A 25,504-nucleotide genomic window follows, 5' to 3' on the forward strand; every position below is an offset into this window, starting at 1 on the left:
ATATGCCCTCGCCCCTCACCGAGTCAATGACCTCGCAACCATGCTGCATTTCGGCGGACACGAAAAGACCGACGATCTGCAGAAAGCGGAACATGTGGCTATCCACCGCATGCCCACCCAAACCAACGGCGGCCATACCGTCGTGGGGGGTGTGGGCACTAAGGCCATCAACGCCCTGATCAAAGATGAGTACAGGTAAAATAGGCATAAGAGCTGAGGTCCTTTCTGGCCAGCCTTGTGAGCCACCGCAAGCGCTTCCTCAAGACGTAGCCGCCACTCCGATTGCCGCCATAAAGGTTCAGCTGGGGAAAGGAGGATGGTATGCCTCAATCCGCTAGCGGGAACAGCGGCCGCCTGCGACGATATACAGTGCCGGAGGGGCTCAATCCCGAACGAAGGTTCGAACATTGGCGCGCGTGGTATGGCAGTGCCGTCGAGACCCCAATGCGGCTGGAAAAGTCGGCACGCGAGACTCCTGTGTCCTTCAATCCCTCAGCCATTAATCTTGCCGGGCCGGGCTTCAGCCTCATAGAAATGTTCAACGGTCCCGCATTGGGCTCGTGGGCGCCGAATCCCGACACCAAGGATCTGCGCCTGGCCTACTTCCGCAAAGCGCCGACCCTAACCCTCGCTCTCAACGGCGTGCCTGAGCCAGTATCACAGGGGTCTGTCAGGTTCATCGATACCTCGCTGGCCGGCAGTTTCGATGCGCCCGAAGGCTTCCATGCCTTGCAGCTCAACATCGACCGCAGCAGCCTGAATGTGAGCGATTCCGCGCTAGGCTCCCTGCTTCGCCTGCCTGACCTCGCAAAGCACCCAATTGTGGGCACTTTCGTAATCCCCGCGCTGATGAGCTGGAAGCGGCCGGGCATCGACCGGGACGCATCGGGAACCGCAGACATCCTCCGATCCGTGATGGCCACCCTGGTGGGCTCCCTGCTCGAAACCCCGATCGACGATGGGGCGCAGAAACCGGCCCTAGGTCGGGCTGTGAAGAAATACCTTGATGCCAGCTATGAAAACCCCGATCTGGACGTGGCAATGATCGCCGAGAGGTTCAACCTCTCCCGTCGCTCTCTGTTCTACTTTTTCGAGAATGAAGAACTCCACTTGGGTGAGCGTATACGCGCCTTGAGAACGCGCAAAGCCCTCGAGCTCCTCCTTCAGGCCGGCGCCCAAAGGATCACCTACTCAGAAATAGCGACATCGTCCGGATTCACCAATGTGCAAAGCATGCGCCGTGCAGTGAAAGAGTTTACCGGGATGAATGTGAGGGAGATCCATCGATCCGAGCCCGTCGTTCGTGACGCATTGCAAAAACTGCGGGAGTCACTGAACCCCAACATGTAACCGTGCTGGCGGCGTCAATAGACCACATCCCAAGCCTTCGCCTAGACCCGCGTTCGACCTATCAGTTAGGTCATGTGCAAGTTTTTGACCCGTGTCGCAGCACTGCTTGATGACAGTAATAGCAACAGCCGCTTGAGCGACAAGGCAGCAGGACACTAGGCGGTGAGCGGGTCCGGAGCGGCCTGAGAGACGCTGGGACCGACGCTATCGGAGCCAGAGTCAAGAACACGCCCAGCACTGCGGACATGCGGACATCCTGCGCGAGCAGATCCTACGGCTGACTCGTAGCGCGAACCGGCTGCCGCCCACAACTGTGGATGTGATCGCTCTTTGGCGGCGTTCCGAGATCGCTTGGTGTCGCTCTGATGATCCGCCGGTCAAAGCTCCGGTGCGTGCTCGTCGGGCAGCGCGCCCTCATCCTCGGGGTGACGCTTGAGGTTGAGCAACGCAAGCGCCAGGCCGCCCCACACTGTGAGGATGGCAATGATCATCATGGTGATTGCGATGGGTGTCATCGTGCCGTCTCCTCTTCTTCCTCGTCCACCATGGATTGATACTCCGGGTCATGGTGGGCCTTGGATTTGCGGCTCCAGGGGATGAACGTCAATACCAGCGCCAGCACCACGAGCCCGCCGGCCATGCCCCAGCCGAACAGGCCCACAAACCACTCGGGATAGCCCTCATAGGTGGTGGAGATCTTGCTGATGAATTCGTTGGACACCATGTAGATCAGCGCAAGCGGAACCACACCGGCCACCAGCACCATCCACGCCCGGCGCATCTTGATCGTCGAAATGCGGTTGAGGTGGGCTGACAGCAGTGGAAGCTTGCGCAGGAACCATGCCAGCACCACCACGGTCACCAGCGCCCCGAGCGTTATGCCAAAGCTGTTGACGAAAGCATCCGAGGTGTCCAGGAGGTACAGGCCCGTTGCCGTCGGGAAGAGTGCCAGCGACACGGCCGCGACCAGCCCGCTGACCACTACTGAAGCCTTGACCCGCCCCCAGCCGAGCTTGTCCTGCACCGCCGCCACGATGACCTCCAGGACCGAGATCAGCGATGTAACCCCCGCGAAAACCAGGGATCCAAAGAACAGCACCCCCATGAGCGCCCCGAACGGCGCCTGGGAAACGATGGTGGGGAACGCCACGAATGCCAGGCCGATGCCCTGGGTGACAACATCGTTGACGCCTGTTCCGGCGGCCTGGGCCATGAACCCAAGCGCGGCGAACACGCCAATGCCGGCCAGGATCTCGAATCCCGAATTAGAGAACGCGACCACCATGCCTGAACCGGTCAGATCGGTCCTGCGCTTCAGATAGGAGGAGTAGGTGACCATGATGCCGTAGCCCACAGAGAGCGAGAAGAAGATATGGCCGTAGGCAGCAGCCCAGACGGACGGGTCAGCCAGGGCGGACCAGTCGGGGGTAAAGAAGGCGTTGAGCCCTTCTGCTGCGCCTGGGAGGAACAGGGATTGGATCACCAGCAGTACGAACATCACCACCAGCAGCGGGAGCAGGACCGAGTTGGCGCGTGAAATGCCTTTACGGATTCCGGCCACCATGATGATGATGACTGCGATCCAGATCAGCAGCAGCGGAAAGAAGACGGACGGCACGTAATTGAAGCCCACGCCCGGCGCCTCGGCCACGTTGAGGAAGGTAGCGAAGAAGTAGCCCTCGGCGTCGTCCCCCCAGGCCTCGGTGAAGGAAAAGATGGTGTACATCAGGGACCACGCGATAATCACCGCATAGTAGGCTGCGATGACGAAGCAGACCAGCACCTGCCACCACCCCAGCGGCTCGGCCGCCCGGTGTAGCCGGCGGTAAGCAAGCGGCGGGGAGCCGCGGAATTTGTGCCCCACGGCATAGTCCAGGAACAGCAGTGGGATGCCCGCCGTCAGCAACGCCACGAGGTACGGGATCAGGAAGGCGCCGCCGCCGTTGTCATAGGCGATGTACGGAAAGCGCCAGATGTTGCCCAGCCCCACGGCTGAACCGATGGCCGAAAGGATGAACATCCTGCGCGTGGAGAATGTCTCGCGCTTCACTGGTGGGGCGGAGCGGGAAGACGACGGGCTGCTCATCCCGTCACGCCCTGCACAACGGTTGTCAGGTTTATGCTGCAGCGCTGGACACCGCGCTTTTCTGGCCGGTCCATGTGGGCTCGCTCTCGGATGAAGGTGGAAGTCCAATTCACTGGCTATATGCCGCGACTTTACTTTTACCTTTCGTTTCATGGAAGCCCCGGCCCAGCAATCAGAGAATGCCGCACCAAGCATCGAAGTCCGCCCACACCCCCACTTGCCGCCTTTACCCTGCAGGAGCATAATGGTTAGCAGGGCTAATTAGCATTGCTAAGTAAATTCTCAGGAGGCGCACGCACAGTGACGGAAACGGACCGGGAACCCAGGGATAGCATCACGCCGGACATTCTGGCCATCGACCTTCGGACAGCGGTGATGCGCACGTCCCGCAGGCTCCGCGTGGAGGCAACCGGGGACATCATCACTCCCGGCCAGTACACGGTCCTGGCCCAGCTGCACGTCAACGGACCGCAGACCCTCCGGGCACTGGCCGAACGCGAGCACGTGCAGGCGCCCTCCATGACCCGGATCGTCAACGCCCTCACGGAGCAGGGCTTTGTCACACGGACAGCCCACCCCGCAGACGGCCGCCAGGTCCAGGTAGGAATCACCCCGGCCGGGATGGACGTCCTGGCAGAAGCCCGCGAACAGCGGACAGCCTGGCTGGCCCAGCGCGTGGCCGGACTCAGCGACGAGGACCGCCAGACCCTCAGCCGCGCCGCCGCCATCATGCAGCAATTGAGCGCCAAATGAGCGCCATGTTCCGGGCACTGGAGAACCCCAACTACCGCATCTGGGCGGGCGGGGCGCTCGTCTCCAATATCGGCACCTGGATGCAGCGGATCGCGCAGGACTGGCTGGTACTGACCGTCCTCACCGACCACTCCGGCACCGCCGTCGGCATCACCACGGGCCTCCAGTTCCTGCCGATGCTGCTGCTCGGCCCCTACGGCGGCGTCCTCGCGGACCGGCACCGCAAACGCCTGATCCTGCTGTGGACGCAGCTGGCGATGGGCCTGTGCGGGCTGGCCGTTGGACTCCTGGTGGTCACGGGCACCGCCCAGCTGTGGCATGCCTACCTGGCCGCCCTGTGCCTCGGACTGGCCAGCGCCATTGACGCCCCGGCCCGCCAGATCTTCGTCTCCGAACTGGTGGGGCAGGACAAGGTGGCCAATGCGGTGGCGCTGAACTCCGCGTCCTTCAACACCGCCAGGCTCACCGGCCCGGCCATCGCCGGTGTGCTGATCGCCTGGGTGGGCACGGGGCCGGTCTTCCTGCTCAACGCAGCCAGCTTCGCCGCCGTCATTATCTCGCTGTTCCGGATCCGCACCTCCGAGCTGGCACCGGCCACGCTGGCAGTCCGCGGCAAGCACCAGGTGGCCGAGGGCCTGCGCTACGTGCGGGGCAGGCCGGACCTGACACTCATCCTGGTCATGGTGGGGGTCCTTGGTGCCTTCGGCATGAATTTCCCCATCACCAACGCGCTGATGTCCACCGCTGAGTTCGGGGTGGGGCCGGGTGAATTCGGGCTGCTGGGCTCCATCATGGCCGTCGGGACCCTGGCCGGTGCCCTGCTGGCGGCCCGCAGGGCCGGCCCCCGGCTCCGTTTCCTGCTCGGCGGGGCGCTCGGGCTCGGGTTCTTCACGCTGGTGGGCAGCGTGTCGCCGTCGTTCTGGCTCTACGCCGCCGTGCTGATCCCGGTGGGTCTGGCCTCGATAACCTTCCTGAACAGCTGCAACACCAGCATCCAACTCTCCGTGGAGCCGCAGTTCCGGGGGCGTGTACTGGCGCTTTACCTGGGCGTCCTGCAGGGCGGCACCGCCGTGGGGGCGCCGCTCATGGGGTGGATCGGCACGGAGTTCGGCGCACGCTGGTCGGTGGCCGCCGGAGGCGCCGTTGTGCTGCTGACCGGCCTGCTCTCCGTCATCGCGGTCAGCCGTCGCAGCCCCCTGACGTTCCGAGCACAGCTCCGGACCGCGTTCCCCGGAAAACGCGCCCGGGACATCAGGGTCTCCGACGCCTAGCCCGGTGCCTCGCGCAACTGCCGCGGCATGCCCGGGGTGACTCGGATAGGCTCACTGGGGACGGGACAGGCATGGGCTCCAACTGTAAGGGGCGGGGAATTCCTTGGATCTACTGGGCGGCATGAGCCGCGACGAACTCCGCATCTTTCCTTGGGTTGCCGCCACCGTCTTCGCGCTGGTGGCCGGCGTCTGGCGTCCGCGCCGGCTCCATTGGACTCTGCTTGGTTCCGTCCTGCTCTTCGCGGCCCTCAACGCGGGTGCCGCGGTCTACGTCCTGAACCATTTCACTGATCCGCGCTGGTCCGCAGGGGGCGATCCGCCGCTGAGCGCTCCGCCGCTTTCCGACACGCCCATCGTGGGGCAGTTTCTGGGCCCCCTCGACTCCGCTCTGAACGGGGTGGTCGGCGGGGTGAACGAGTTCCTGGCATTCAAGCAGGCACTTCCCGTAGCCCTGGACTTCCTTGCCGCGTCCGGCTGGGCCCTGCTGGCGTCGTTCCCGCTTGCCATTCTCGCCGCCGGCATCAGTTACTCCGTGGCTCGTCGCCGGACGGCGGAGTTCGACGAATACCGTGCCACCGTTGACCTGCTCAAAGATGAGCTTGAGCAGGTCAAGCGGCAGATCTCGTCAGGGAATTCGGCCGATACGGCACTCCCTGCGGAGGACGAAGACACTGATCGCCGCCCGGACTGACGCCGAAGAGCCTTCAACGTCCGGTGGACCTGACCCCATCGCTGATGAATCCCCCGTTTACGAAACGTACGGCAATCCCATTCCCCTCCGTTTAGTGTTGGTGCAGCAGATCACGAAACCGATTACGTAAACCGTTTACGTAACTGTGTTTTGCACACGAACCAGCCAGCACCGGCCGAGGAGAAGCAGTGGTAACCATCAGGGACGTCGCCAGGCACGCCGGCGTATCTCCCGCCACCGTCTCGCGGGTGGTCAACGGACTCGTGGGCTACTCCGCCGAAACCCGCGAGCGTGTGGAGGACGCGGTCCGCAGTCTCAGCTACGAAACGGACTACCTGGCCCGCGGCCTGAAAACCCGGCAGACCTCCGTGATCGGGCTGCTGGCACCCATGGTGTCGGACGCCCTCGCCTCCCAGGTGATGCAGGGCGTCGAAGCCGAGGCCCAGGAGCGCGGCTACGCCGTGATGCTGGGCCGCACCGGAGCCAAGTCGGCCTATATAGCCGGTTACCTGCGCACACTCCGCACCTACAGGGCGGCCGGCGTCATCCTCATCTCCGCCGTCATCACCTCCGAAACGCGGCAGCTGCTGGGACCGAACATCCCCATCATCTCCGTTGCCATCAGCGACAGGTCCGGCTCACCCAGCGTGGCCATCGACGACGAGCAGGCAGCCTACGACGCAACCCGTCACCTGCTGAAGCTCGGCCACCGCCGCATCGGCCTGCTCACCGGCGACCCCGCCTCGATGTACGTGGCCCAGCCCAGGGAACGCGGCTACCTCCGCGCCATGGCCGAGGCCAAGTGCGCCCCCGTCACCGCCACCGGCAGCTTCTTCTATGAAAGCGGCGCCCCGGGCCTGGATGACCTCCTGGCCCAGGAGCCGGAGCTCACCGCCATCTTCGCGATGAGTGACGAGATGGGCGCAGCCGTGGTGAACGAACTGCAGAAACGGGGGCGCCGTGTCCCGGAAGACGTCTCCGTCCTCGGCTTCGACAACACCTCCACCGCCCTGCACGTCCACCCGCCCCTGAGCACCATGGCCCAGCCGCTGGAGGAGATGGGCCGGATGGCCGTAAAGAAACTGCTTCGCTCCCGCGACCTGGGGCCGAAGATCATGCCGCACCGGCTGATCGAACGCGGCTCCACGGCGCCTCCCGCTATCAACTAACCCGCCCCAGCCCCATCCCAACGGCAACAGCCGGCACTGACGCGTGCCGCCGTCGTCGTACTCCCCCATGCCCAAAAACCAAGTGCCCACAAACCAAGTGCCCAAAAACCCCATGCCCAAAACCAAGTGCCACAACAGACAGAACCCCATGAAGGAGCAACACATGAGGCAGCGCCGCCGGACCTGGCAGACTCTTCTCACCACCACCGCACTCGTGACGGCCGCAGCCGTCTCGCTCACGGCCTGCGGCGGATCCGCCACGGAACCCAAGGCCGGTGCCAGCACCGCCGCGGCGTTCGAAGGCAAGGGCCCCATCAACTACGTCTCCTCCCGCGACGCTTCCGGTGCCGCACAGAAGAGCATCGACGAATGGAACGCCGCGCACCCGGATGAGAAGGTCACGTTCATCGAACTCCCGGACTCCGCCGACCAGCAGCGCCAGCAGCTCGTCCAGAACGCGCAGATCAAGTCGGACACGTTCAGCGTGCTCAACCTGGACGTCGTGTGGAACTCCGAATTCGCGGCCAACAAGTGGGTGCTCCCGCTCCCTGCGGACGCGATCCCTACAGACCGCATGATCCCCGCCACCGTGAACGCCGCGAAGTACCGGGACACCCTCTACGGCGCCCCGTACTACACCGACGGCGCACTGTTCTACTACCGCACCGACCTCCTCAAGGCCGCCGGCGTGGCCGCCCCGCCCAAGACCTGGGACGAGATGAAGGCCGCCTGCGCGAAGGTGCTGGCACTCCCCGCAGCCAAGGGCATGTCCTGCTACGCCGGCCAGTTCGACAAGAACGAGGGCCTCACCGTCAACTTCTCCGAAGCCGTGGCCTCCGCCGGCGGCAGCATCGTGGACGCCGAAGGGAAGCCGACGGTCAACACCCCCGAAGCCAAGCAGGGCCTCTCCCAGCTGGTGGACGGCTTCAAGGACGGGCTCTTTCCCAGCGACGCCATCACCTACCTTGAGGAACAGGGCCGCCGCGCCTTCCAGGACGGCAAGGTGGTGTTCCTGCGCAACTGGCCGTTCCTCTACTCATCGTTGAGCGCCACGGACGGCTCCAGCGCGGTGGCCGGCAAGTTCGGCATCAGCTCCATCCCGGGGACCACGGGCACCGGCGTCTCCACCCTCGGCGGCCGCAACCTGGCCGTCTCCCCGTTCACCCCGAACAAGGCCACGGCCCTGGAGTTCATCAAGTTCTTCACCAGCCAGGAACAGGCCCAGAAGCGCCTGGCCCTCAGCTCCCGCGCCCCCGCCTACGCCGCGCTCTACGAAGACCCGGCCGTCGTGGCCAAGCGCCCGTTCTTCCCCACCCTGCTCGAATCCCTGACCAGCGCCCAGCCCCGCCCCAAAGTGGTCCAGTACGGCGCCACCACCAAGGCCATCCAGGAAGAGGCGTACGCCGCCCTCACCGGCGCGAAGGACACGGACACCGCCCTCGCGGACATGCAGGCCAAGCTCGAAGAAATCACCGCAAAATGACGGCCACCGTTACCGCCCCCGCCCCGCAGGACCGGAAAAACCCGCCAACCCGGACCACGAAAAACCGCACGCCCGGGGAGGGCCGCATGGCTGCCATGCTGCTCTCCCCCACCCTCCTGGTCCTGGCGCTGGTGATCGTGTATCCCCTACTTTCGGCCATCCACCAGTCCCTCTACCGGGCCGAGTCCGGCCTGGACGCGGATGGATTCGTCACGGAAGGCGAGGCCTTCGTGGGCCTGGCCAACTACGCGGACCTGTTCGTGGGCGAGTCCGGCCAGCGCTTCCTCAATGCCTTCTCCAACACCACGTTCTTCACCGTCACCACCGTGCTGCTGGAAACTGTCCTTGGCCTGTGCCTGGCGCTGGCCATGAACCGGGCCTTCCGCGGCCGGTCCTTCCTCCGCGCCAGCATCCTGGTGCCGTGGGCTGTGCCTACCGCCGTCTCCGGCCTGCTGTGGCGCTGGATCTTCCAGTCGGACGGCATCGCGAACAGCCTGCTGGGCAGCGAAATCCTGTGGACCGCCGAAGGCACCGCCTCGAAGGTGGCCATCATCGTGGCCGAGGTGTGGAAGACCGCACCGTTCATCGGCCTGCTGGTCCTGGCCGGCCTGCAGATCATCCCCGGGGAAGTGTACGAGGCCGCGAAGATCGACGGCGCCGGCTGGTGGCGCCAGCTCGGCTCCATCACCCTCCCGCTGGTCAAGCCCACGCTCCTGGTGGCCGTGCTGTTCCGCATGCTCGACGCCCTGCGGATGTTCGACCTCCCGTTCGTCCTCATCGGCCCCGGCAAGGAATCCGTGGAGACCCTCTCCATGCTCGCCTGGGACGAATCCAACCAGCTCCGCTACGGTTCCGCCTCCGCGTTCGCCGTGGTCCTCTTCCTGTACGTCGCCGTCGTCGCCATCGTGTTCGTGAAGGTGCTGGGCGCGGACATCACCGGCGCGAACCGGCTGCGCCCGGTCAAGAACAGTCTCAAGAAGCACAAGGCAACCCGTTCACAGAAGGCCGAGGCCACCCGATGACCATCACCGAACTCGCTTCTCGCGCACCGAAGAAGCGCACCTGGCGCTCCTACTCCGTGTACGCCGGGCTGGTGCTGATCTTCGCCTACTGCCTGGCGCCGTTCTACTGGATGCTCGTCTCCAGCCTCCGCCGCACCGCGGACATCTTCGACAACACGCTCCTGCCCGCGCCGTTCTCCCTCGAGAACTACGTGAAGGTGTTCGACGGCTCCACCATGTTCGGCCAGGCCCTGCTCAACAGCCTGATCGTGGCCGGCACCACCACGGTGCTGGCCCTGGTAATGGGCGTGTTCGCCGCCTACGCCATCTCGCGCATGAACTTCCGGTTCAAGTCCGTGATCCTCGGCGTTATTATTGCGACGTCGATGTTCCCCGGCATCTCGGTGGTGGTACCCCTCCTGCGGTTCTTCACGGACCTCGGCTGGATCAACACCTACCAGGCCATGATCATCCCGAACCTGTCCTTCGCCATTCCGCTCGCCGTCTGGAACCTGACCACGTTCATGAAGCAGCTGCCGTTCGACCTCGAAGAAGCGGCGATGATCGACGGCTGCAGCAAGTGGCAGGCGTTCCGGAAGGTACTGCTCCCGCTGGCCGCGCCCGGCGTGTTCACCACGGCCATCCTGACGTTCATCCACAGCTGGAACGAGTTCATCATCGCCCTCTCGATGATCAACGACCCCCAAATCCAGACCGCTACCGTGGCCATCTCCAAGTTCACCGGCGCCACCGAGTTCCAGGCACCGTTCGGCGAACAGATGGCCGCCGGCGTGATCGTCACCGTTCCGCTGGTGATCATGGTGCTGATCTTCCAGCGCCGGATCGTGGAAGGCCTCACCGCCGGAGCCGGCAAATGAGCGCGTCTAATTTCGACGGCGGCGCCGCTATTACGGGAGCAGCGCACGACGTCGGGTGGTGGCAGTCCGCGGTCATCTACCAGGTGTATCCGCGCTCCTTCGCGGACGGGAACGGCGACGGCGTGGGCGACCTCGCCGGGCTCACCGCCCGCCTGCCGTACATCGCCTCGCTGGGCGTGGACGGCATCTGGATGACCCCGTTCCAGCCCTCCCCGCAGGCGGACCAGGGCTACGACGTGAGCGACTACTGCGGCGTGGACCCGCTCTTCGGCACCATGGCCGAGTTCGACCGGCTGCTGGACCTCGCCCACTCGCTGGGCCTGCGGATCCTGCTCGACGTCGTCCCGAACCATTGCTCCTCGGCCCACCCGCTGTTCCAACAGGCCCTCGCGGCCGGCCCGGGCTCGCCGGAACGGGAGCTGTTCCACTTCGTCCAGGGCCGCAGTTCCGGTCCGGACTCCCCCGGCGACCTGCCGCCCAACAACTGGCAAAGCGTGTTCGGCGGCCGGGCCTGGAGCCGCGCGAACCCGGATTCGGAAGGCGACAGCCCGACGGCCGACACGGAGTGGTACCTGCACCTGTTCTCGTCCGGCCAGCCCGACTGGAACTGGCGGAATCCCGCCGTCGGGGATTACTTCGAAGGCGTGCTCCGCTTCTGGTTCGACAAGGGCGTGGACGGCATCCGGATCGACGTTGCGCATGCGCTGTTCAAGGCGGACGGCCTGCCGGACGCGCCGGCTGCCACCGCCGTGGTGGACGGGCTCCGGTCCAATCCCCTGGTCTCGGACCAGGAAGAGGTCCACGAGGTGTACCGCCGCTGGCGGACCCTCGCCGAGAAGTACCAGCCGCACCGCCTGCTGGTGGGCGAGGTCAACCTGGAACCGGCCCGCGCCGCCCGCTACACCCGGGCCGACGAGATGCACCAGGCGTTCGCCTTCGCCTTCGTGAAGCTCGGCTGGGACCCGGCGGCGTGGGCTTCTGTGGGGGCCGAGCTGGAGGCGGCCCGGCAGCTGCACGGCGCCGCGCCCAGCTGGGCGCTGGAGAACCACGACATCGTCCGTTCGGTGACGCGGTTTGGGGGCGGGGCTCTCGGCGCCCGGCGTGCCCGGGCTGCGGTGCTGGCGCTGCTCGGACTGCCCGGCGCAGCGTACCTGTACCAGGGGCAGGAACTCGGCCTGCCCGAAGTCGACGTTCCGGTGGATGCCCGCGTGGACCCGATGTGGGTCCGCGGCGGGATCACCCGCGACGGCGCCCGCGTCCCGCTGCCCTGGACCGAGGACCCTGCACGAAACCACGGCTTCACGCTGGGACCCGCCGGTGAGCGGGCCGCCTCGCCATCGGGCTCTCCTGCGCCGCCGTGGCTGCCGCAGCCCGACGGCTGGGGCAGCCACGCGGTCGAAACCCAGCAGCAGGACCCCGGCTCCATGCTCACCCTGGTGACTGCCGCCGTCAGACTCCGCCGCCGGTTATGGGAACAGGGCCTGTTCACCGCGGACGACGGCGGTACCTGGCGGGTGGAAGCCGGGAACCTGCTGGTCTGCGAGCGCAGCCCAAGGTTCCTCGTCGCCGTCGCGATGGGAACGGAGCCGGTGCGGCTACCGGGCGGGACCGTGCTGGCCAGTGCCGCTCCGCTGGAACGTGAGGGCTGGCTGCAGCCGGACAACGCCGCGTGGGTGCTGCGGGGCTGAGTCCCTTCCCCGCAGCCCTCCCTCGGCCGCTCTCAGTCGGCTCACCGCAATCACGTGAAAAAAGTTTCGCCAAACCCGTAACTTTTGTGACCCGGATTACGATCCAGTGAGTGCGGGGGGAAAACCCCAGTTGGGCGCAATCCATAACATTCGTCAACGGAGGGTCTTATGTCTTTTCTCACTCTTTCTGGACACAGGCTGGCAGCATCGCTGGTCGCTGCCGGCGCTTTAGTGGTAGGCGGGACGGGGGTCGCCGTATCCCTGCCCGGCGAGGCGGCGGCGCAGATCTCAGATACGGAATCACAAACGCCAACAGTCCCGGCAACAGACTTCCTCAAGCCCACCCCGACCGTCCCTGACAGGGACTCCCTGAAGCCTGCCGCTGGCGACGGGGAAAACGAGGAGCGGCGATCCGCTCGGGCAGACGCCAAAAACGCTGCTCCGGAACCGGCCCCGAAGGAGGACGAGGAGCGGGATTCATCGCACGCCTCAACTCCGGTGGGCCCTGACGCCACCGGCCCCGCTGCCTTTGGTCTCTGCAACGCCTACACCCACGGCGGCCTGAACTCCACTTCCGTGGCCCATGACGCGCTTGCGAAGGCGGCCGGCGGTGAAGGCAGCATTGCTTCGTACTGCGCGTCTGTTCCCGCGCCTCGGGACCGGGCGGCGGATAAAGCACGGGGCTCCTCGGCCGGGAACTCCGGCAAGGGGCATGTCGAACCCCAGGTCCAGCAGCAGCCGGTCCAGCCGCAGCGCCAAGGCGCAGCACCTGAAAGCCAAGGCGCAGCAGCCGCAGCCCAAGGCGCAGCAGCTGCAGCTGCAGGCCAAGCCGCAGCAGCTGCTGCCCAAGGCAACGCGGGCCACGCGTCCGGTGACTCGCACAAGCCATCAGACCGCGGTCAGCGGTAACCTGTCAGCAGGAGCGGCGACCGGGCCGGGACGAATTGCTCGTCCAGGCCCGGCGCCACTCCGAAAGATGCCCGGAAAGGGCATCTGCCGCAGGGGGGCGGATGCAAAAGGTCAAAGAGGACGCAAAGACGGCCGGTCAGGCCGATGAGGATGTCTTTTGCGCTGCATACCGCCAGTTCTCCCCTGCCGTATTGAGCTACCTCCGCGCACGAAACGTGGAAGATCCAGAAGGCACCACACAGGAGGTGTTCCTGGCGCTCTACCCGCAGCTGGGGGGCGTGCGCGGCGGTTCCAAAGGGATCAAGAATCTTGTCTTTTCGATCGCGCACGCACGCTACGTGGACGAGTACCGGCGCCGCGTCAAGGCTCCGCAAACCACCGGTTACGACGCCGAAGCAGACTCACGCAGTACCGCTTCCGCCGAGGACCAGCTGCTGGCAGCAGAAGGCTCGGCCGATGTGAAGCAGCTGCTGGGGGCACTCCAGCAGGACCAGCAGGAAGTCATCGCCCTAAGAATCATCGCGGACCTGTCTTTGGAAACGACGGCGGAAATCATGGGCAAAACGCCTGGAGCCATCAAACAGCTGCAACGCCGGGCACTGTGCCGGCTAAGGAAACTTTATCCATCATTGGGAGAAGGCGCGCATCATGACCGGTGAAGACAACAGGCAGCAAGAACGCCGGGCCGCCGACGAGAGTTGCGTGGACACGCTGCTCGCCGAGGGCGGCTTTCCGGACGACGCCGAGCTGCGCGCCGTGCTGCTACAGCTGAGGGACCTCCGGACTACGGAAATCCCGGAGCCCTCGCCCGAGCTGGCCGCCTTGATGAGCGAACCCTTTAAGGCTGACGTGGTTGGACTGGACGACTGGTCCCGCAGGCATCCAAGGAAAAAGCGCGCCCTTCTGACCACACTTGCTGTGGCGGCTTCGCTCGGCGTCGCGGGCGCAGCGGCCGCCGGGAATGAGACGCTGCGCAGCCAGGCAGAAGGCACCATCAGCAGCATCGTCCGTTCGTTCTCACCTCCAGTGCCGGAGACGCCAGTACCGACGACGACGGCGCCCGCCGTCGTCGTTCCTTCCCCTGCCGGGACGCGGCCGGCGGCGACTGTTCCCGCCGCCCCGGCCCCTGCCCCCGCTGCAGAGCACTCCGAAAGGGAACGGCAGGACAACGCCAAGCCTCCGGGGCATGCGCCGCAGGGGCCCCCGAAGGCTGAGGCGCCCTCCACAGTGCCGCCGGCAGGAGCAAAACAGGCCGAGCCGGGCGCGTCCCCTGCCACTGATGTACCGGAGCACAGGCCCCCGGCGAGCGGGCCGGACGTTCCCCGTGATGGGAAGAAGGCCACGGGCAAGGCGGCTGCCGACGGCGGGACAGGGCAGGGCGCCGGCCTGTCGGAGGCGGCGCCTGCCGAGGACCGGCGCTGAGTACCGGGGCGTGTCTCCTTCAGCGCCAGCCCCGGGGTCCGGGGCCCGCATAACATGGTGCCATGTCCAGTCGGATAGCGGCCATCGTGATCGACGCCGTACACCCGCGCGTGGTGGCCGGCTTCTGGTGCAACGTCCTCGGATGGCATGTGGCCGGCGAGGACGACGGCGTCATCAGCATCTCGCCACCAGATGGCTCATGGCCCACAATCGACGTGGTGCCAGTGCCAGAGAACAAGTCCGTCAAGAACCGGCTGCATCTCGACCTCCGCGCCGACGGCACATCGTTGTTCTCAGTGATCCCGAGGGCAACGATTTCTGTCTGCCCGCCCGCACGGCGCAAGAAGCCCGATGACGACGGCGTAAAGTACGGGCTCGCGCGCAACTGGGCGCGAAACCGGGGCTGGCCGTCCGGCGGCGCGGGATAATGGAAGCATGACGGATCAGGATCAGCATCGGGATCCGTGGGAAGAGTTCGACAGGCTCCCGCCCGCGGTCCCCGACCGCGTCGAGGGGGTACCCGGCGGACAGCCGCTCGGCTTCGGCTTCCGCACCGGCGTGCGCAGTGCAAGGGTGGCGTTCGGGTTCGCCGTGTACGCCCTGGTCCTCGGAACCCTGCTGGTCCTCGCGGGCGTGATCGTGTTCATCAGCCAGGGGCAGTGGCTGTTAGTCGGACTGATGGTGATGATCGAGGCCGTGTTCGTCTATGCCTTCAGCCGGCTGGCGCGCCAGGCACGCAACCGGCGCCTGGCCCAGTAGCGGCCCGAGCCCTCAATCCAGCCGGATCTACGGCGACTGGTGGGGCGGCCACAATGTAAATCCATCCGGCCCAGCGGTGCCTGCCCGCACTGAAAATCGCTGCCCCCCCGTTTTGCACATGGTTTCACGACTCCCGTGCCTTCGGTGCGGTACTCATCGGCTTTGGGCCTGAGCACGCCCAATTTTCTTGCTAAACAGAAAGCGCCCCCGCGGCAAAGCGAGGGCGCCTGGGCCGTTGTCAGAAGCTCCCGGTAGAAGCGGAACTACTGAATGAGGGCGATCCTTTCAACCTTGAACATCGGCACCGTGGTGTTGCCTCCGATTTGCGTATCGTAGCTGAACGATCCCATGGACGTCGCGGTGATGCGGACTTCGTCGTCTGTCACAAAGTCGGCGAGTGCGGGACAGTCACTGTCCCCGTCGCCCCCTGTGAAGATTGAGTTGTGCTCGTATTCATAGGAATAAGCCATGTTTGTGTGTGCGATGTTTGCGCGGAAGGTGCATTTTCCAGTCGCTGCATCGAACTGAGTGATGTTCGCGTAGACGACCATCGTTTGGCCCAAGTAAGCGTCGGGATTCTTGGCCACGAGGGACAAGTCTCGAGCGGACTTCTCTGTGGCGTTCGCGATCTTAGCTTGGGCTTCCCGTTTGGCCTTTTCCGCGGCAGCCTTTTCCGCAGCTGCTTTGGCAGCAGCCTCTTTCTTGGCGGCTGCTACGCGGGCAGCTTCAGCTTTATCGGCTGCGGCTTTTTCTGCGGCTGCATTGTCCGCTGCTGCTTTTTCAGCGGCTACCCGCTCCGCTTCAGCCTTCTTCTCTGCTTCTTGCGCTGCTGCGTCATCCGCGGCCTTTGACGCTTCTGCCGCTGCGGAGGGAGACGAATCAGCGGGTTCATTGTTGCTGCCGCTAGCGGCTGAGCCGATAGCCCCGATAACTACGAGAGCCCCGACAATCCACGGCCACTTCTTCTTCTTTCTCTTTGGTGGTTGCCCTGGAGCGAAGTACTGCGGCGCTGGGCCATGCTGGAAGGGTGCGTGAGAGGGTGCAGGCGGATGAGGCGTAGGGCCTGCAGGAGACTGCGGGTATTGGTGGGACAAGTTAGTGCCTCTCTGGTAGCGATGACTCGGGGATGTGCGCGGCAGAACTGTTCTGCCGGTTTCCCGACCCCCAATGTCTGCGCTGCACTAAAACAGTAACTATCGTTTAGCCCTTGGAAGGCGAAAATGCGAAGAAGCTGTGCAAAAACTGAGCAACTCGTTTCCGCATACAACATGCCCGGCGCCGAGGAATTGCGGGCCTGATTAATATCACTGAGAAGATGCGGATATCCTGGGCACTGACGAATTGTATAGCCCTTGGAAGGTGGGAACGGCGGGACGGCTGCCTGAATTCTTCGCACCCGACTCAGCGAAGTGGCCCCACACATTTTCATAACCAGAGAAACGGCTCTGTGTTGTCCCCTCAGCTCTCAGCAATTGGCTTGCGCTGGCCTTACCCCTGTTTCCGCTCGCGCCACAGCAGCGACACCACGAACGTCACCGCGCAGAGGCCCAGCATCACCAGCACCATGCGGCCCCAGTTCTCCTGGTTCACCCCGGTGCCGTAGAAGATGCCGATCATCACCGTGGCGCCGATGGCACCGACGTACCGGCAGGTCTGATAAATCCCCGCGGCCACTCCCCTGTCCCCCGGCGCCGCCGACACGTACAGGCCCTGGTTGGAGGCGATGGCGACCTCCCCATACGGCACGCCCATGAGGGCGGTCAGCGCCAGCACCAGCAGTGCGGCGAACGACGCCGTCAGCAGCCACAGCGCCGCTGCCGGCGGCGATCAGCACCCGCCGCACGCCGAACCAGTCGATCGCGCGCGCGGCGAGGGGCGTGACGACGACGCAGTGGCCTCATTCCCACCGAATCCTACTGATTCTGGGGCCAACGAAGCACATTCTCAAAACCGCAAATGCGCTGCGTGTCATATTGATGCTTCAACCATCGACGCTGATATAACTTGCAAGGCAAATGCCACTTTTACCCGCCAGCAGGGGCGGTCGCAGGCTTCCTCCTTCACCGGATGGTCGTCCGCTCGCCCTGACCTGGCACAGAAAAATGAATGGGGAACTAAATGAAAAAGAGCACATCCGTGCTGGCAGTAGCGGCCGTGGTTGGACTTTCAGCGCTGACGGCAACCCCCGCTAGTGCAACAATCGGCGCTTACCCTAACTGCGCTACAGCGAGAGCGGCGGGCGCCTCCGACATTCCGGTGGGGGCACCCGGTTACGGTCCGCACCTCGACGGCGACAAGGATGGCATTGCCTGCGAAAGCCCCGGTGCTGGCGGAACCACCGAGGTCGTCCCCGCTCCCGCCGAAGTCGCCCAGGCTCCTGCGCAGGTGCGCCAGGTGCCCGTCGGTGGCGCTGACACCGGTGTTGCTCAGGAAACGGGCAGCACCATGGGTTTCCTTGCACTTGGGGGCCTCGCCGTGGCAGCAGCAGGCGGAACGATGATCGTGCGGCTTCGCGCGGCCATCCGGGCGTAGAGACTCGGGATCGGAACAGAGCTTCGTATGACTAGCTCAACGAGCGCCCGTCGCAGATGCCAGCTGGCGTCTGCGGCGGTCGCTTTGCTACTTCTCACAGGCTGCGGAACCAGCACTTTGTCGCAAAGCGTCGGCACACCTGCGTCTGTCAATGAGACGGCAGCGGCTTCAGTGCCGGCGTCGCCCAGCCCATCACTGGACGTCGTGGCCGCCTCCGCCCCGGTATCCATCAGCATTCCCTCCGTTGGCACTCAATCCGAGCTCCTGAGTCTCGGTTTGAGGGAAGACGGGTCCCTGGAAGTGCCGCCGGATGGGCCTGGGGCCCCGGCCGCGTGGTACAACGGGTCCCCCACACCTGGCGACCCCGGACCCGCAGTTCTTCTTGGCCATGTGAATGCAACCGACGGAGGACCAGGAGTCTTCGCCAATCTCCGCGATCTCAAGGCGGGCGATCTCATCAGGGTTACCCGGCAGGATGGCACAACGAGAGAATTCACGTTCGATCATGGCGACCAGTACCCCAAGGACGAGTTCCCAACACAGACGGTCTACGGAAATACCGAAGGCCCCGAACTGCGGCTCATAACGTGTGATGGTTATGATCCGGAAACGGGTCAGTTCGACGACAACTACGTGGTCTACGCAAAGCTCGTCGTTTGAAACACGCGCGGTCCAGGTAGGAGCCCAGCGCACAGACCGTCCAGCCCTATTGGGGGATAAGTGGCGCCCGAAGGGCACCACTTATCAGGGCGAAATGGATGGAGGGCGGTGGTACGGCGTTGCTTTCGGACCACCGCCCTCTCTGCCTAGCTTTCCCAACCGGGAACCACGGATCATCCTGGTGTGGTGCACCGCGGCAACGCACATCCGGCCGCCGTTGCTGCCGCCCCGCCGAGGAGTGTGCCGGCGACCTAGCCTACCGCGTCGGCGATGCGTCCTGCTCCCAGCAGGCGTTCACTTCCAGGAAAGGGCCCATTGTCGTGCAAGGAGCCTGAAGTAAGCATTGGTTCTGGCCCAGGAGGTGAATGATGCTCAACGAGACCGACCTCCTGCAGGCTCTGCGGCGTCACTGGGAATACTCGGGCAAGGACGAGGACGTCTCCCACGAGATCTACCACGACGACGCGGTGCTTGAGTTCCCTCAGCCTGGCGAACGGTTCGAAGGCGTGGAGAACTTCCGCGAATGGAGGCGGCAGTACCCGGCGAAGCTCAAGTTCCACACTCGACGAATCACTCACCGTGCCGACCTGGTTGTTGTGGAGAACCTGATCAGCTATGACGGCGCGCCATGGATGTTCACCGTCAGTCTGATGGAGTTCCGGGGCGACCGGGTTGCGCACGAGCGGATCTACATCATGGATGGCTGGGACGCTGCGGAGTGGCGCACGCCATGGCGCGCCGAGCGGTCTGCAGACCCGCCCCCGCCACCTCCCTAGCTCCATAGTTGTGCTCGCTCTCCCCCTAGCTTCCAACGCCGGCCGACGGGGTCCGTGACCCATTCACCTTGACGGTTAACAGTCTTCCGCACCAGATGCTCCTGCCCACCCTTCCCCAGGCTCCGCTTCAGTCCTACAATGGGGCTGGCCGCCTCTGGTGCGGCCCTGCTCACGGATTGCCGTGAAGGCTCTTGCAGGCTTTCAAGGCTGCCCCGCATTCAACGCCACAGGCTGGGGCTGGCACCTTAACTGGCCTTCAAGCAAGGAAGCACGCACATGTTCATTCGCAGATTCATGACAATCCTCATGACCACTCAGAGCTACGACACAGCGGGCTCCGAGCAGGCGATGCCCACAGACAGCAGGCAGGCCCTTGAGGCCCAGACTCAGGCGATTAACGCGCATGACGCCTCGGCCTTTGCCAGCTTCTATGCGGATGACGCCGTCGTCGTTGACCCCCAGTACCCCGAGCCGCTGCGGGGCCGGGCGGCAATCGAACAGGACGCGGCAACGTTCCTCATAGGATTTCCGGACCTTGAATTCTCTCTGATCAACATACTGGTCGAGGATCGCTTGGTCGCTGGCGAGGGCAAAATCACCGGAACCAACAACGGGCCCATCCAGCTGCCCGGTGCGGACGAGATCCCGGCAACGGGCCGACGGCTGGAGTTCCCCATGGCGTTCTTCAGCCGTCTCGACGAGTCCGGCAAAATCATCGAGGAGCGCCGCTACTACGACGTCGCGAGTCAGCAGGAGCAACTCGGGCTGGCCTAGATGCATTAGCAGTGAAAGCTGGGCAGAGGCGCTGGAGTCGGCGGCTGGAGGCCAGTGGCCGACCCCAGCGCCTCAGCCCGAGGCGACGGCCTCGACGGTCGCCTTCTCCGTCGTCGTCATTCTCCGGCGGCCCCGCCCCGGAGCGATATGCGCACTGGTTCGGTAGTGTCGTTCCATGGACAGCGGCACCCTGGTCAATTTCCTGTTGGTCCTCTTTTTTGTGCTGTTGGGAGGAGTCTTCGCCGGCACGGAAATGGCGCTCGTTTCCCTCCGCGAAAGCCAGGTGCGCCGGATGGAAAAGGCAGGAAAGCACGGCGCCAGAATCGCAGCCTTGGCCGGCAATCCCAACCGCTTTCTCTCAACTGTTCAGATCGGCGTGACGCTGTCCGGCTTCTTCTCGGCCGCCTACGGCGCCTCCACGATCGCCCCGGATGTTGAACCCCTCCTCGAAGCCGTGGGATTCGGTCCCGCGGCTGAATCTGTTGCTTTTATCGGCATGACGCTGCTGGTGGCCTATCTTTCCCTGGTGCTGGGTGAGCTGGTGCCCAAGAGGCTGGCCATGCAGAGTGCCGTTGGCTTCACAAAGGTTCTTGCCCCGCCTTTGATCGTCCTCTCGGAATTGATGCGGCCCGTCGTCTGGTTGCTGTCGGTTTCAACCGACGCTGTTGTCAGGCTCTTTGGCGGTGATCCCAAGGTCAAACAGGAGGGCATCAGCGCTGAGGAACTGCGGGAAATGGTGACGCAGAACGACCGGCTGGAGGAGCACAGCCGGAGCATCCTGAATGACGTTTTTCGGGCAGGAAACCGTTCGCTGCGGGAGGTCATGCGCCCCCGCACCGACGTCATCTTCGTCGACAGCGGCATGACTGTTGCGGCCGCTCGCAGCATGCTGAGGGATGCCCCGTATTCGCGCTATCCCGTGATTGGCAGGACCCCGGATGACGTCCTGGGATTCATGCATATCCGTGACCTGATGCCCAGGGATGAACATTATGACGACCGGATGGTGAAGGACATCGTTCGTGAGATTCTCCCGCTGCCGGGAACGAACAAGGTGCTGCCCTCGCTGTCCCGCATGCGCAGGCTGAACCAGCACATCGCTCTGGTGGTCGACGAGTATGGGGGCACGGACGGCATCGTCACTTTCGAAGATCTGACGGAGGAACTGGTCGGTGAGATCTACGACGAGTACGACATCGGGGCTGACCCCGAGGATCGCGTCCACGTGACCGGTGGATCGATTGAGGTCGACGGCGGCCTGATCCTGCAGGAATTCAGGTCGGCGTCCGGTATAGCGCTGCCGGAAGGTCACTACGAAACAGTGGCCGGGTTCGTCCTCGACCGATTGGGTCGGCTTCCTCATGTAGGCGACCGGGTGGAGATGGCAGGCCACGTGCTGACGGTGACGGCGATGGACCGACTGCGGATCGCTCGGATCCGCGTTACCCCCGAGGATGGGCAGCCCGAGGAACTTTGAGCATTTTTGAAGAATGACACGCTGCGCAGCCCGGCTAAGGGCAGCGCTTGCAGTTCGACGTGGCGTTCAGCACCGGACGGCCAGTCCGTCCCGTCGATGGCTACGCCGCCTTCCGCTCCCGCCACAGCAGCGACACCACGAACGTGACCGCGCAGAGGCCCAGCATCACCAGCACCATGCGGCCCCAGTTCTCCTGGTTCACCCCGGTGCCATAGAAGATGCCGATCATCACGGTGGCGCCGATGGCGCCGACGTACCGGCAGGTCTGGTAAATCCCGGCGGCCACTCCCCTGTCCCCCGGCGCGGCGGACACATACAGGCCCTGGTTGGAGGCGATGGCGACCGCCCCGTACGGAACGCCCATGAGGGCGGTCAGCGCCAGGACCAGCAGGACGGCGAACGACGCCGTCAGCAGCCACAGCGCCGCTGCCGCCACAGTAAGCAGTACGACGGCGGCGATCAGCACACGCCGCACGCCGAACCGGTCGATCGCGCGCGCGGCGAGCGGCGTGACGACGACGGACATCGCCGCCAGCGGCAGCATCAGCAGGCCCACCACGCCCGGGTCATAGCCCCCGGCTTCCTGCAGCAGCTGGGGCAGCCCGAAGAAGGCGAAATAGTAGACGCCGCTGAACACCGTGAAGCCCAGGTATACCAGCAGCAGCGGCCGGTTCCTGCCCAGCAGCCGCAGATCCAGGAACGGGCGCTTGAAGCTCAGCTCCCGCCAGGCGAACAGCACGGCCAGCAGCATTGCGCCGCCCAGCAGCCACCAGCGGAACCCGGGCAGCGCGTCCAGCAGTCCCATGAGCAGCAGCACCATGCCGCCTGTGAAGGCGAGGATGCCGGGAATGTCGGAGTCACGCAGCAGGCTGGCGAGGCTGCCCTGCTCCCGCCCGTGGTCATCCGGCGCGAACCTCCGCACCAGGAGCAGGGCGGCGAGGGCCAGCGGCACGTTGATCAGGAACAGCGCCTCCCAGCCGACCAGGCTCACCAGCAGCCCGCCCACCACCGGGCCGACCGCCGCGCCGGATGTGTTGGCCATCTGGATGCGGCCCAGCGGCCGCGTCGTGGACACGTCCGCCTGCCTGGCCAGTTCACCGACCATGACGACGGCGCTCGGGTACGCCGTCGCGGTCCCCAGCGCCATGAGCGCGCGGGCGATGCAGACGAACACGAAGTTGGGCGAGAAGGAAGCCAGCGCGCAGGTCACCGCCACCAGGGCCATGCCCAGCATGAAGAGCCGCCGCGGCCCGAACCTGTCAGCGAGCCGGCCCATGAGCGGCTGGCCTGCGGCCGAGGTGATGTAGAAGGCGGTGATCACCCAGGTGACGGTGGCGACGTCGAGCCTGAAGTCCTCCCGCAGCACCACCAGGGCGACGGCGATCATCGACGAATTCAGCGGGTTCAGCGACGTGCCCAGGCTGAGGCCGGCCACGGCCAGGCCGGTGCGGGGAGAGTTGCTCACGGCAACAGTCTTCCCCAACGGGTGCTTCTCCGCGAATTCCCCTACTTCTTCAGGCCTGGTCCTGGGGCACGGCCAGAACACCTGTGACCCTCAGGTACTGCTGGCCGAACAGAGCGAGTTAAAGCACCAAGCCCAGCGCAAACGGGCCGATCAGCACCGTGAAAATCGTGATCAGAAGGACGCCGACGATATTGAGCACCACACCGCCGCGAACCATCTCGCTGATCTTGACATTCCCGGTGGCGAAAACAATAGCGTTGGGAGGTGTGCCCACAGGCAGCATGAAGGCACAGGTGGCCGCCAATGCCGCCGGAATGAGCAGAGTCATGGGATCGATACCTATCCCGATGGCCACTCCGCCCAGAATGGGTATGAAGGTCGCCGCCGTCGCGGTGTTGCTGGTGATCTCGGTGAGGAGCAGAACGATGAGGACGACCGTGGCCAGCAGCAATATCATCGGCAGCGCTCCGAGACCGCTGACCCGCTCGCCGAACCAGGCGTCCAAGCCAGTACCTGCCACTGCGGCAGCCAGCGAGAGACCGCCCCCGAACAGCAGGAGGACACCCCAGGGTAGACCCTCCTCGGCGTCTTTCCAGTTGAGGGTCATATGCCCCTTCTTGTCACCGGGGAGGATGAAGAGCAGCGCACCTGCTCCGATGGCGATCACGGTGTCGTCGAAAAGGTCCAGCCAGGGCAGCTGCTCGCCGAGATCGCCGATATTGGACAGCAGGCCAGGCACGATCCAGAAGAATGCGGCAGTCGCGAAGACAGCGCGCACTATCTTTTCACCTTGGCTCATCGGTCCGAGAGCAGCGATTTCGTCATTGATCAACTGCTCACCGCCGGGCACCTCGTCCAGTTTGACGCGGAAGATGAGCCTGGTGAGGAGCAACCATGCGAGCCCAAGGAAGACGGCAACGATAGGGACGCCCAGCATCATCCACTGGGCGAATCCGACAGTCTTTCCAAGTTCATCGCTGATGTAGCCGGCCACGATGGCGTTGGGAGGGCTGCCCAGCAGCGTTCCCAGCCCGCCGATAGTGGCGGACCACGCGATCGCCAAGACCAGGGCTACGCCGAAGACGCGCACCTCGCGGTCCTCAACCATTTCACTGATGGCTCTGCCGGCCCGAAGTCCCTCGCCCAGGTCCCTTGAGGCAACGCCGTGGGGGACGGCGGCGCCGGATTTGACGCTGTTCTCCGCCACGAGGGTTAACACGCTCAGCGCAATCGGCAGCATCATCAGTGTGGTGGCAGTGTTGGACACCCACATCGAAAGGAATGCGGTGGAGATCATCAGCCCGAGGATGATTCGGCGTGGATGAGTACCAACACGACGCAAGGTCAGCAGCGCGATCCTGCGGTGCAGGTTCCATTTCTGCATGGCGATCGCGATGAGGAAACCACCCAGGAACAGGAAAACAATCGGATTCGCGTAAGGAGCCGTAGTCTCGGCGATGGTGCGTTGTGTCATCACGGGCATTAGCGCGATCGGCAGCAACGAAGTCACCGACAACGGCACGGCCTCAGTCATCCACCAGACCGCCATGAGCGTCCCGACGCCCGCCACCACCCGTGCGTCATTTGAAAGGTCCGACGTGCCGAGCAGGAAGTAAACAACTATGGCCAGCGCCACTCCCAGGCCCCGCAAAAGCCATGTGCGACCTGGTGGGCGGGAAGGCCCTTTGTCCTCGGGTTCCTGATCGAACTCACCCTGTTCGGGCACGATCTCACCCTGTTCCGGCACGATTCTCTTGGACGGGTCACTCATTTCCGGCCTCCGCACGCCATTGAGTGGTTAGGTTCAAAAAACGTAACAGCTGGGCCGCCGGTCAACAACCCGCCTGCGCTTGAGAGTTGCCGCCGTCAGGCATTCGGGCCATTAGCCCTTTGAACCATTCGCGGTGCGGATTGTCCCAGCCAGGGACGACGCCACTGCCTGAGCCTGAGCGTTCTTCCCTTGTGAGCGCCCAGCCGGGGCAGTAGCATCCCCGCACCTGATGGCTCCGTGGAAGTGGGCACCGATGCGCGATACTGCACACAACACAAGGGACGGCGGGCTCCGCGACCTGGTGACAGAGCTCCTGGGCCTGTGGCTGCTGTGGCACGAGCTGCTGGGCCTCGAAGTGTCGCTGGATGCCCTGGTCAGCCCCACCCACCTGCTGCTCGGCTTCACGGGGCGGCGGCCTGGCTGCCCGTCGTGATGGTTGGCCTGCAGCCGTACGCCATCGCCGGCTCAGCCAGCGGCTGCCCGCGGTCACGGCAGCGATCGCGGCGCTCCTGTGGACGGGCCAGCTCGTCGCCTTCGCGGTGACAGATGCGATCCGCTGGCCGGCTTCGCTCTGGCTGGGGGCGGTGGT

Annotated in this window: 26 protein-coding genes and 1 pseudogene; 21 read left to right on the top strand and 6 right to left on the bottom strand. The window is 64.7% G+C overall.

The window, feature by feature from the left end:
* Together AC6CH3_RS21805 and AC6CH3_RS21810 are read left to right on the top strand one after the other, a co-directional pair.
* The coding region (locus AC6CH3_RS21805) for a hypothetical protein (RefSeq protein ID WP_498134412.1) at positions 1-199 on the top strand (199 nt) is incomplete at its 5' end.
* Between the two features lie 122 nt (positions 200-321).
* Complete coding sequence (locus AC6CH3_RS21810) at positions 322-1,350, top strand: helix-turn-helix domain-containing protein (RefSeq protein WP_498134413.1); 1,029 nt, start codon at positions 322-324, stop codon at positions 1,348-1,350.
* Positions 1,351-1,727: 377 nt separating this feature from the next.
* On the opposite strand, the gene AC6CH3_RS21815 is transcribed toward AC6CH3_RS21810, so the two are convergent.
* Both AC6CH3_RS21815 and AC6CH3_RS21820 read right to left on the bottom strand, forming a co-directional pair.
* Positions 1,728-1,865, bottom strand: coding sequence for a methionine/alanine import family NSS transporter small subunit (locus tag AC6CH3_RS21815; RefSeq protein ID WP_498134414.1), 138 nt, complete (start codon positions 1,863-1,865; stop codon positions 1,728-1,730).
* On the bottom strand, positions 1,862-3,436 hold the full coding sequence (locus AC6CH3_RS21820; protein WP_498134415.1) for a sodium-dependent transporter: 1,575 nt from the start codon (positions 3,434-3,436) through the stop codon (positions 1,862-1,864). Before AC6CH3_RS21820 ends, AC6CH3_RS21815 begins: the two co-directional genes overlap by 4 nt.
* Before the next feature lie 375 nt (positions 3,437-3,811).
* On the opposite strand from AC6CH3_RS21820, the gene AC6CH3_RS21825 reads away from it, so the two are divergent.
* The 13 genes from AC6CH3_RS21825 (at position 3,812) to AC6CH3_RS21885 (ending at position 15,460) form a co-directional block, all read left to right on the top strand.
* Entirely contained in the window at positions 3,812-4,189 is a 378-nt protein-coding gene (locus AC6CH3_RS21825) for a MarR family winged helix-turn-helix transcriptional regulator (protein ID WP_498134453.1), read from the top strand.
* Positions 4,186-5,460, top strand: a complete 1,275-nt coding sequence (locus AC6CH3_RS21830; protein ID WP_498134416.1) for an MFS transporter — start codon at positions 4,186-4,188, stop codon at positions 5,458-5,460. Before AC6CH3_RS21825 ends, AC6CH3_RS21830 begins: the two co-directional genes overlap by 4 nt.
* 121 nt (positions 5,461-5,581) lie before the next feature.
* Positions 5,582-6,151 (top strand): hypothetical protein, encoded by a 570-nt coding sequence (locus AC6CH3_RS21835; protein ID WP_498134417.1) that lies wholly within the window; start codon positions 5,582-5,584, stop codon positions 6,149-6,151.
* A 188-nt stretch (positions 6,152-6,339) separates the two neighbouring features.
* Positions 6,340-7,320: a LacI family DNA-binding transcriptional regulator gene (locus tag AC6CH3_RS21840; protein ID WP_498134418.1), complete on the top strand. Its 981-nt coding sequence runs from the start codon at positions 6,340-6,342 to the stop codon at positions 7,318-7,320.
* A 163-nt stretch (positions 7,321-7,483) separates the two neighbouring features.
* Positions 7,484-8,803: an ABC transporter substrate-binding protein gene (locus AC6CH3_RS21845; RefSeq protein ID WP_498134419.1), complete on the top strand. Its 1,320-nt coding sequence runs from the start codon at positions 7,484-7,486 to the stop codon at positions 8,801-8,803.
* Entirely contained in the window at positions 8,800-9,825 is a 1,026-nt protein-coding gene (locus AC6CH3_RS21850; RefSeq protein WP_498134420.1) for a carbohydrate ABC transporter permease, read from the top strand. Before AC6CH3_RS21845 ends, AC6CH3_RS21850 begins: the two co-directional genes overlap by 4 nt.
* Positions 9,822-10,682 (top strand): carbohydrate ABC transporter permease, encoded by an 861-nt coding sequence (locus tag AC6CH3_RS21855; protein WP_498134421.1) that lies wholly within the window; start codon positions 9,822-9,824, stop codon positions 10,680-10,682. Before AC6CH3_RS21850 ends, AC6CH3_RS21855 begins: the two co-directional genes overlap by 4 nt.
* Entirely contained in the window at positions 10,679-12,370 is a 1,692-nt protein-coding gene (locus AC6CH3_RS21860; protein ID WP_498134422.1) for an alpha-amylase family glycosyl hydrolase, read from the top strand. The genes AC6CH3_RS21855 and AC6CH3_RS21860 overlap by 4 nt, the downstream gene beginning before the upstream one ends.
* A 168-nt stretch (positions 12,371-12,538) precedes the next feature.
* Entirely contained in the window at positions 12,539-13,279 is a 741-nt protein-coding gene (locus AC6CH3_RS21865) for a hypothetical protein (protein ID WP_498134423.1), read from the top strand.
* 101 nt (positions 13,280-13,380) lie between these two features.
* Positions 13,381-13,938 (top strand): RNA polymerase sigma factor, encoded by a 558-nt coding sequence (locus tag AC6CH3_RS21870; RefSeq protein ID WP_498134424.1) that lies wholly within the window; start codon positions 13,381-13,383, stop codon positions 13,936-13,938.
* Positions 13,928-14,701, top strand: a complete 774-nt coding sequence (locus AC6CH3_RS21875; protein ID WP_498134425.1) for a hypothetical protein — start codon at positions 13,928-13,930, stop codon at positions 14,699-14,701. Before AC6CH3_RS21870 ends, AC6CH3_RS21875 begins: the two co-directional genes overlap by 11 nt.
* A 62-nt stretch (positions 14,702-14,763) precedes the next feature.
* On the top strand, positions 14,764-15,129 hold the full coding sequence (locus tag AC6CH3_RS21880) for a VOC family protein (RefSeq protein ID WP_498134426.1): 366 nt from the start codon (positions 14,764-14,766) through the stop codon (positions 15,127-15,129).
* A gap of 7 nt (positions 15,130-15,136) precedes the next feature.
* Positions 15,137-15,460, top strand: a complete 324-nt coding sequence (locus tag AC6CH3_RS21885) for a hypothetical protein (RefSeq protein ID WP_498134427.1) — start codon at positions 15,137-15,139, stop codon at positions 15,458-15,460.
* 263 nt (positions 15,461-15,723) lie between these two features.
* Here AC6CH3_RS21885 and AC6CH3_RS21890 read toward each other — a convergent pair whose 3' ends face one another.
* Together AC6CH3_RS21890 and AC6CH3_RS21895 are read right to left on the bottom strand one after the other, a co-directional pair.
* The gene (locus AC6CH3_RS21890) at positions 15,724-16,554 is read right to left on the bottom strand and encodes a hypothetical protein (protein ID WP_498134428.1); all 831 of its coding nucleotides are present in this window, start codon (positions 16,552-16,554) and stop codon (positions 15,724-15,726) included.
* Positions 16,555-16,948: 394 nt separating this feature from the next.
* A pseudogene (locus AC6CH3_RS21895) lies at positions 16,949-17,348 on the bottom strand (MFS transporter); the annotation flags it as partial.
* A gap of 230 nt (positions 17,349-17,578) precedes the next feature.
* Here AC6CH3_RS21895 and AC6CH3_RS21900 point away from each other — a divergent pair.
* From AC6CH3_RS21900 to AC6CH3_RS21920, 5 genes are all read left to right on the top strand, one after another.
* On the top strand, positions 17,579-17,992 hold the full coding sequence (locus AC6CH3_RS21900; RefSeq protein WP_498134429.1) for an excalibur calcium-binding domain-containing protein: 414 nt from the start codon (positions 17,579-17,581) through the stop codon (positions 17,990-17,992).
* 27 nt (positions 17,993-18,019) lie between these two features.
* Positions 18,020-18,652: a class F sortase gene (locus AC6CH3_RS21905; protein WP_498134430.1), complete on the top strand. Its 633-nt coding sequence runs from the start codon at positions 18,020-18,022 to the stop codon at positions 18,650-18,652.
* Between the two features lie 365 nt (positions 18,653-19,017).
* Entirely contained in the window at positions 19,018-19,428 is a 411-nt protein-coding gene (locus AC6CH3_RS21910; RefSeq protein WP_498134431.1) for a nuclear transport factor 2 family protein, read from the top strand.
* A gap of 276 nt (positions 19,429-19,704) precedes the next feature.
* Positions 19,705-20,202, top strand: coding sequence for an ester cyclase (locus AC6CH3_RS21915; protein WP_498134432.1), 498 nt, complete (start codon positions 19,705-19,707; stop codon positions 20,200-20,202).
* Between the two features lie 175 nt (positions 20,203-20,377).
* A complete protein-coding gene (locus tag AC6CH3_RS21920; protein ID WP_498134433.1) occupies positions 20,378-21,679 on the top strand; it encodes a hemolysin family protein in 1,302 nt (433 codons plus the stop codon).
* 100 nt (positions 21,680-21,779) lie between these two features.
* Here AC6CH3_RS21920 and AC6CH3_RS21925 read toward each other — a convergent pair whose 3' ends face one another.
* Entirely contained in the window at positions 21,780-23,144 is a 1,365-nt protein-coding gene (locus AC6CH3_RS21925; protein ID WP_498134434.1) for an MFS transporter, read from the bottom strand.
* Between the two features lie 118 nt (positions 23,145-23,262).
* Entirely contained in the window at positions 23,263-24,915 is a 1,653-nt protein-coding gene (locus AC6CH3_RS21930) for an SLC13 family permease (RefSeq protein WP_498134435.1), read from the bottom strand.
* A gap of 229 nt (positions 24,916-25,144) precedes the next feature.
* Between AC6CH3_RS21930 and AC6CH3_RS21935 the strand changes: the two genes are divergently transcribed.
* A complete protein-coding gene (locus tag AC6CH3_RS21935) occupies positions 25,145-25,348 on the top strand; it encodes a hypothetical protein (RefSeq protein WP_498134436.1) in 204 nt (67 codons plus the stop codon).
* Positions 25,349-25,504: the final 156 nt, after the last annotated feature.

Source organism: Arthrobacter sp. GQ119 (genome assembly GCF_059759125.1).

Bases quoted from the DNA above. Each gene is read 5' to 3' on its own strand.
- AC6CH3_RS21825 (WP_498134453.1), top strand. From the start codon at position 3,812: ATGCGCACGTCCCGCAGGCTCCGCGTGGAGGCAACCGGGGACATCATC.
- AC6CH3_RS21900 (WP_498134429.1), top strand. From the start codon at position 17,579: ATGAAAAAGAGCACATCCGTGCTGGCAGTAGCGGCCGTGGTTGGACTT.
- AC6CH3_RS21835 (WP_498134417.1), top strand. From the start codon at position 5,582: ATGAGCCGCGACGAACTCCGCATCTTTCCTTGGGTTGCCGCCACCGTC.
- AC6CH3_RS21820 (WP_498134415.1), bottom strand. From the start codon at position 3,436: ATGAGCAGCCCGTCGTCTTCCCGCTCCGCCCCACCAGTGAAGCGCGAG.
- AC6CH3_RS21845 (WP_498134419.1), top strand. From the start codon at position 7,484: ATGAGGCAGCGCCGCCGGACCTGGCAGACTCTTCTCACCACCACCGCA.
- AC6CH3_RS21830 (WP_498134416.1), top strand. From the start codon at position 4,186: ATGAGCGCCATGTTCCGGGCACTGGAGAACCCCAACTACCGCATCTGG.
- AC6CH3_RS21885 (WP_498134427.1), top strand. From the start codon at position 15,137: ATGACGGATCAGGATCAGCATCGGGATCCGTGGGAAGAGTTCGACAGG.
- AC6CH3_RS21865 (WP_498134423.1), top strand. From the start codon at position 12,539: ATGTCTTTTCTCACTCTTTCTGGACACAGGCTGGCAGCATCGCTGGTC.
- AC6CH3_RS21910 (WP_498134431.1), top strand. From the start codon at position 19,018: ATGATGCTCAACGAGACCGACCTCCTGCAGGCTCTGCGGCGTCACTGG.
- AC6CH3_RS21905 (WP_498134430.1), top strand. From the start codon at position 18,020: ATGACTAGCTCAACGAGCGCCCGTCGCAGATGCCAGCTGGCGTCTGCG.
- AC6CH3_RS21810 (WP_498134413.1), top strand. From the start codon at position 322: ATGCCTCAATCCGCTAGCGGGAACAGCGGCCGCCTGCGACGATATACA.
- AC6CH3_RS21860 (WP_498134422.1), top strand. From the start codon at position 10,679: ATGAGCGCGTCTAATTTCGACGGCGGCGCCGCTATTACGGGAGCAGCG.
- AC6CH3_RS21920 (WP_498134433.1), top strand. From the start codon at position 20,378: ATGGACAGCGGCACCCTGGTCAATTTCCTGTTGGTCCTCTTTTTTGTG.
- AC6CH3_RS21815 (WP_498134414.1), bottom strand. From the start codon at position 1,865: ATGACACCCATCGCAATCACCATGATGATCATTGCCATCCTCACAGTG.
- AC6CH3_RS21930 (WP_498134435.1), bottom strand. From the start codon at position 24,915: ATGAGTGACCCGTCCAAGAGAATCGTGCCGGAACAGGGTGAGATCGTG.
- AC6CH3_RS21915 (WP_498134432.1), top strand. From the start codon at position 19,705: ATGTTCATTCGCAGATTCATGACAATCCTCATGACCACTCAGAGCTAC.
- AC6CH3_RS21935 (WP_498134436.1), top strand. From the start codon at position 25,145: ATGGCTCCGTGGAAGTGGGCACCGATGCGCGATACTGCACACAACACA.
- AC6CH3_RS21880 (WP_498134426.1), top strand. From the start codon at position 14,764: ATGTCCAGTCGGATAGCGGCCATCGTGATCGACGCCGTACACCCGCGC.
- AC6CH3_RS21870 (WP_498134424.1), top strand. From the start codon at position 13,381: ATGCAAAAGGTCAAAGAGGACGCAAAGACGGCCGGTCAGGCCGATGAG.
- AC6CH3_RS21855 (WP_498134421.1), top strand. From the start codon at position 9,822: ATGACCATCACCGAACTCGCTTCTCGCGCACCGAAGAAGCGCACCTGG.
- AC6CH3_RS21875 (WP_498134425.1), top strand. From the start codon at position 13,928: ATGACCGGTGAAGACAACAGGCAGCAAGAACGCCGGGCCGCCGACGAG.
- AC6CH3_RS21850 (WP_498134420.1), top strand. From the start codon at position 8,800: ATGACGGCCACCGTTACCGCCCCCGCCCCGCAGGACCGGAAAAACCCG.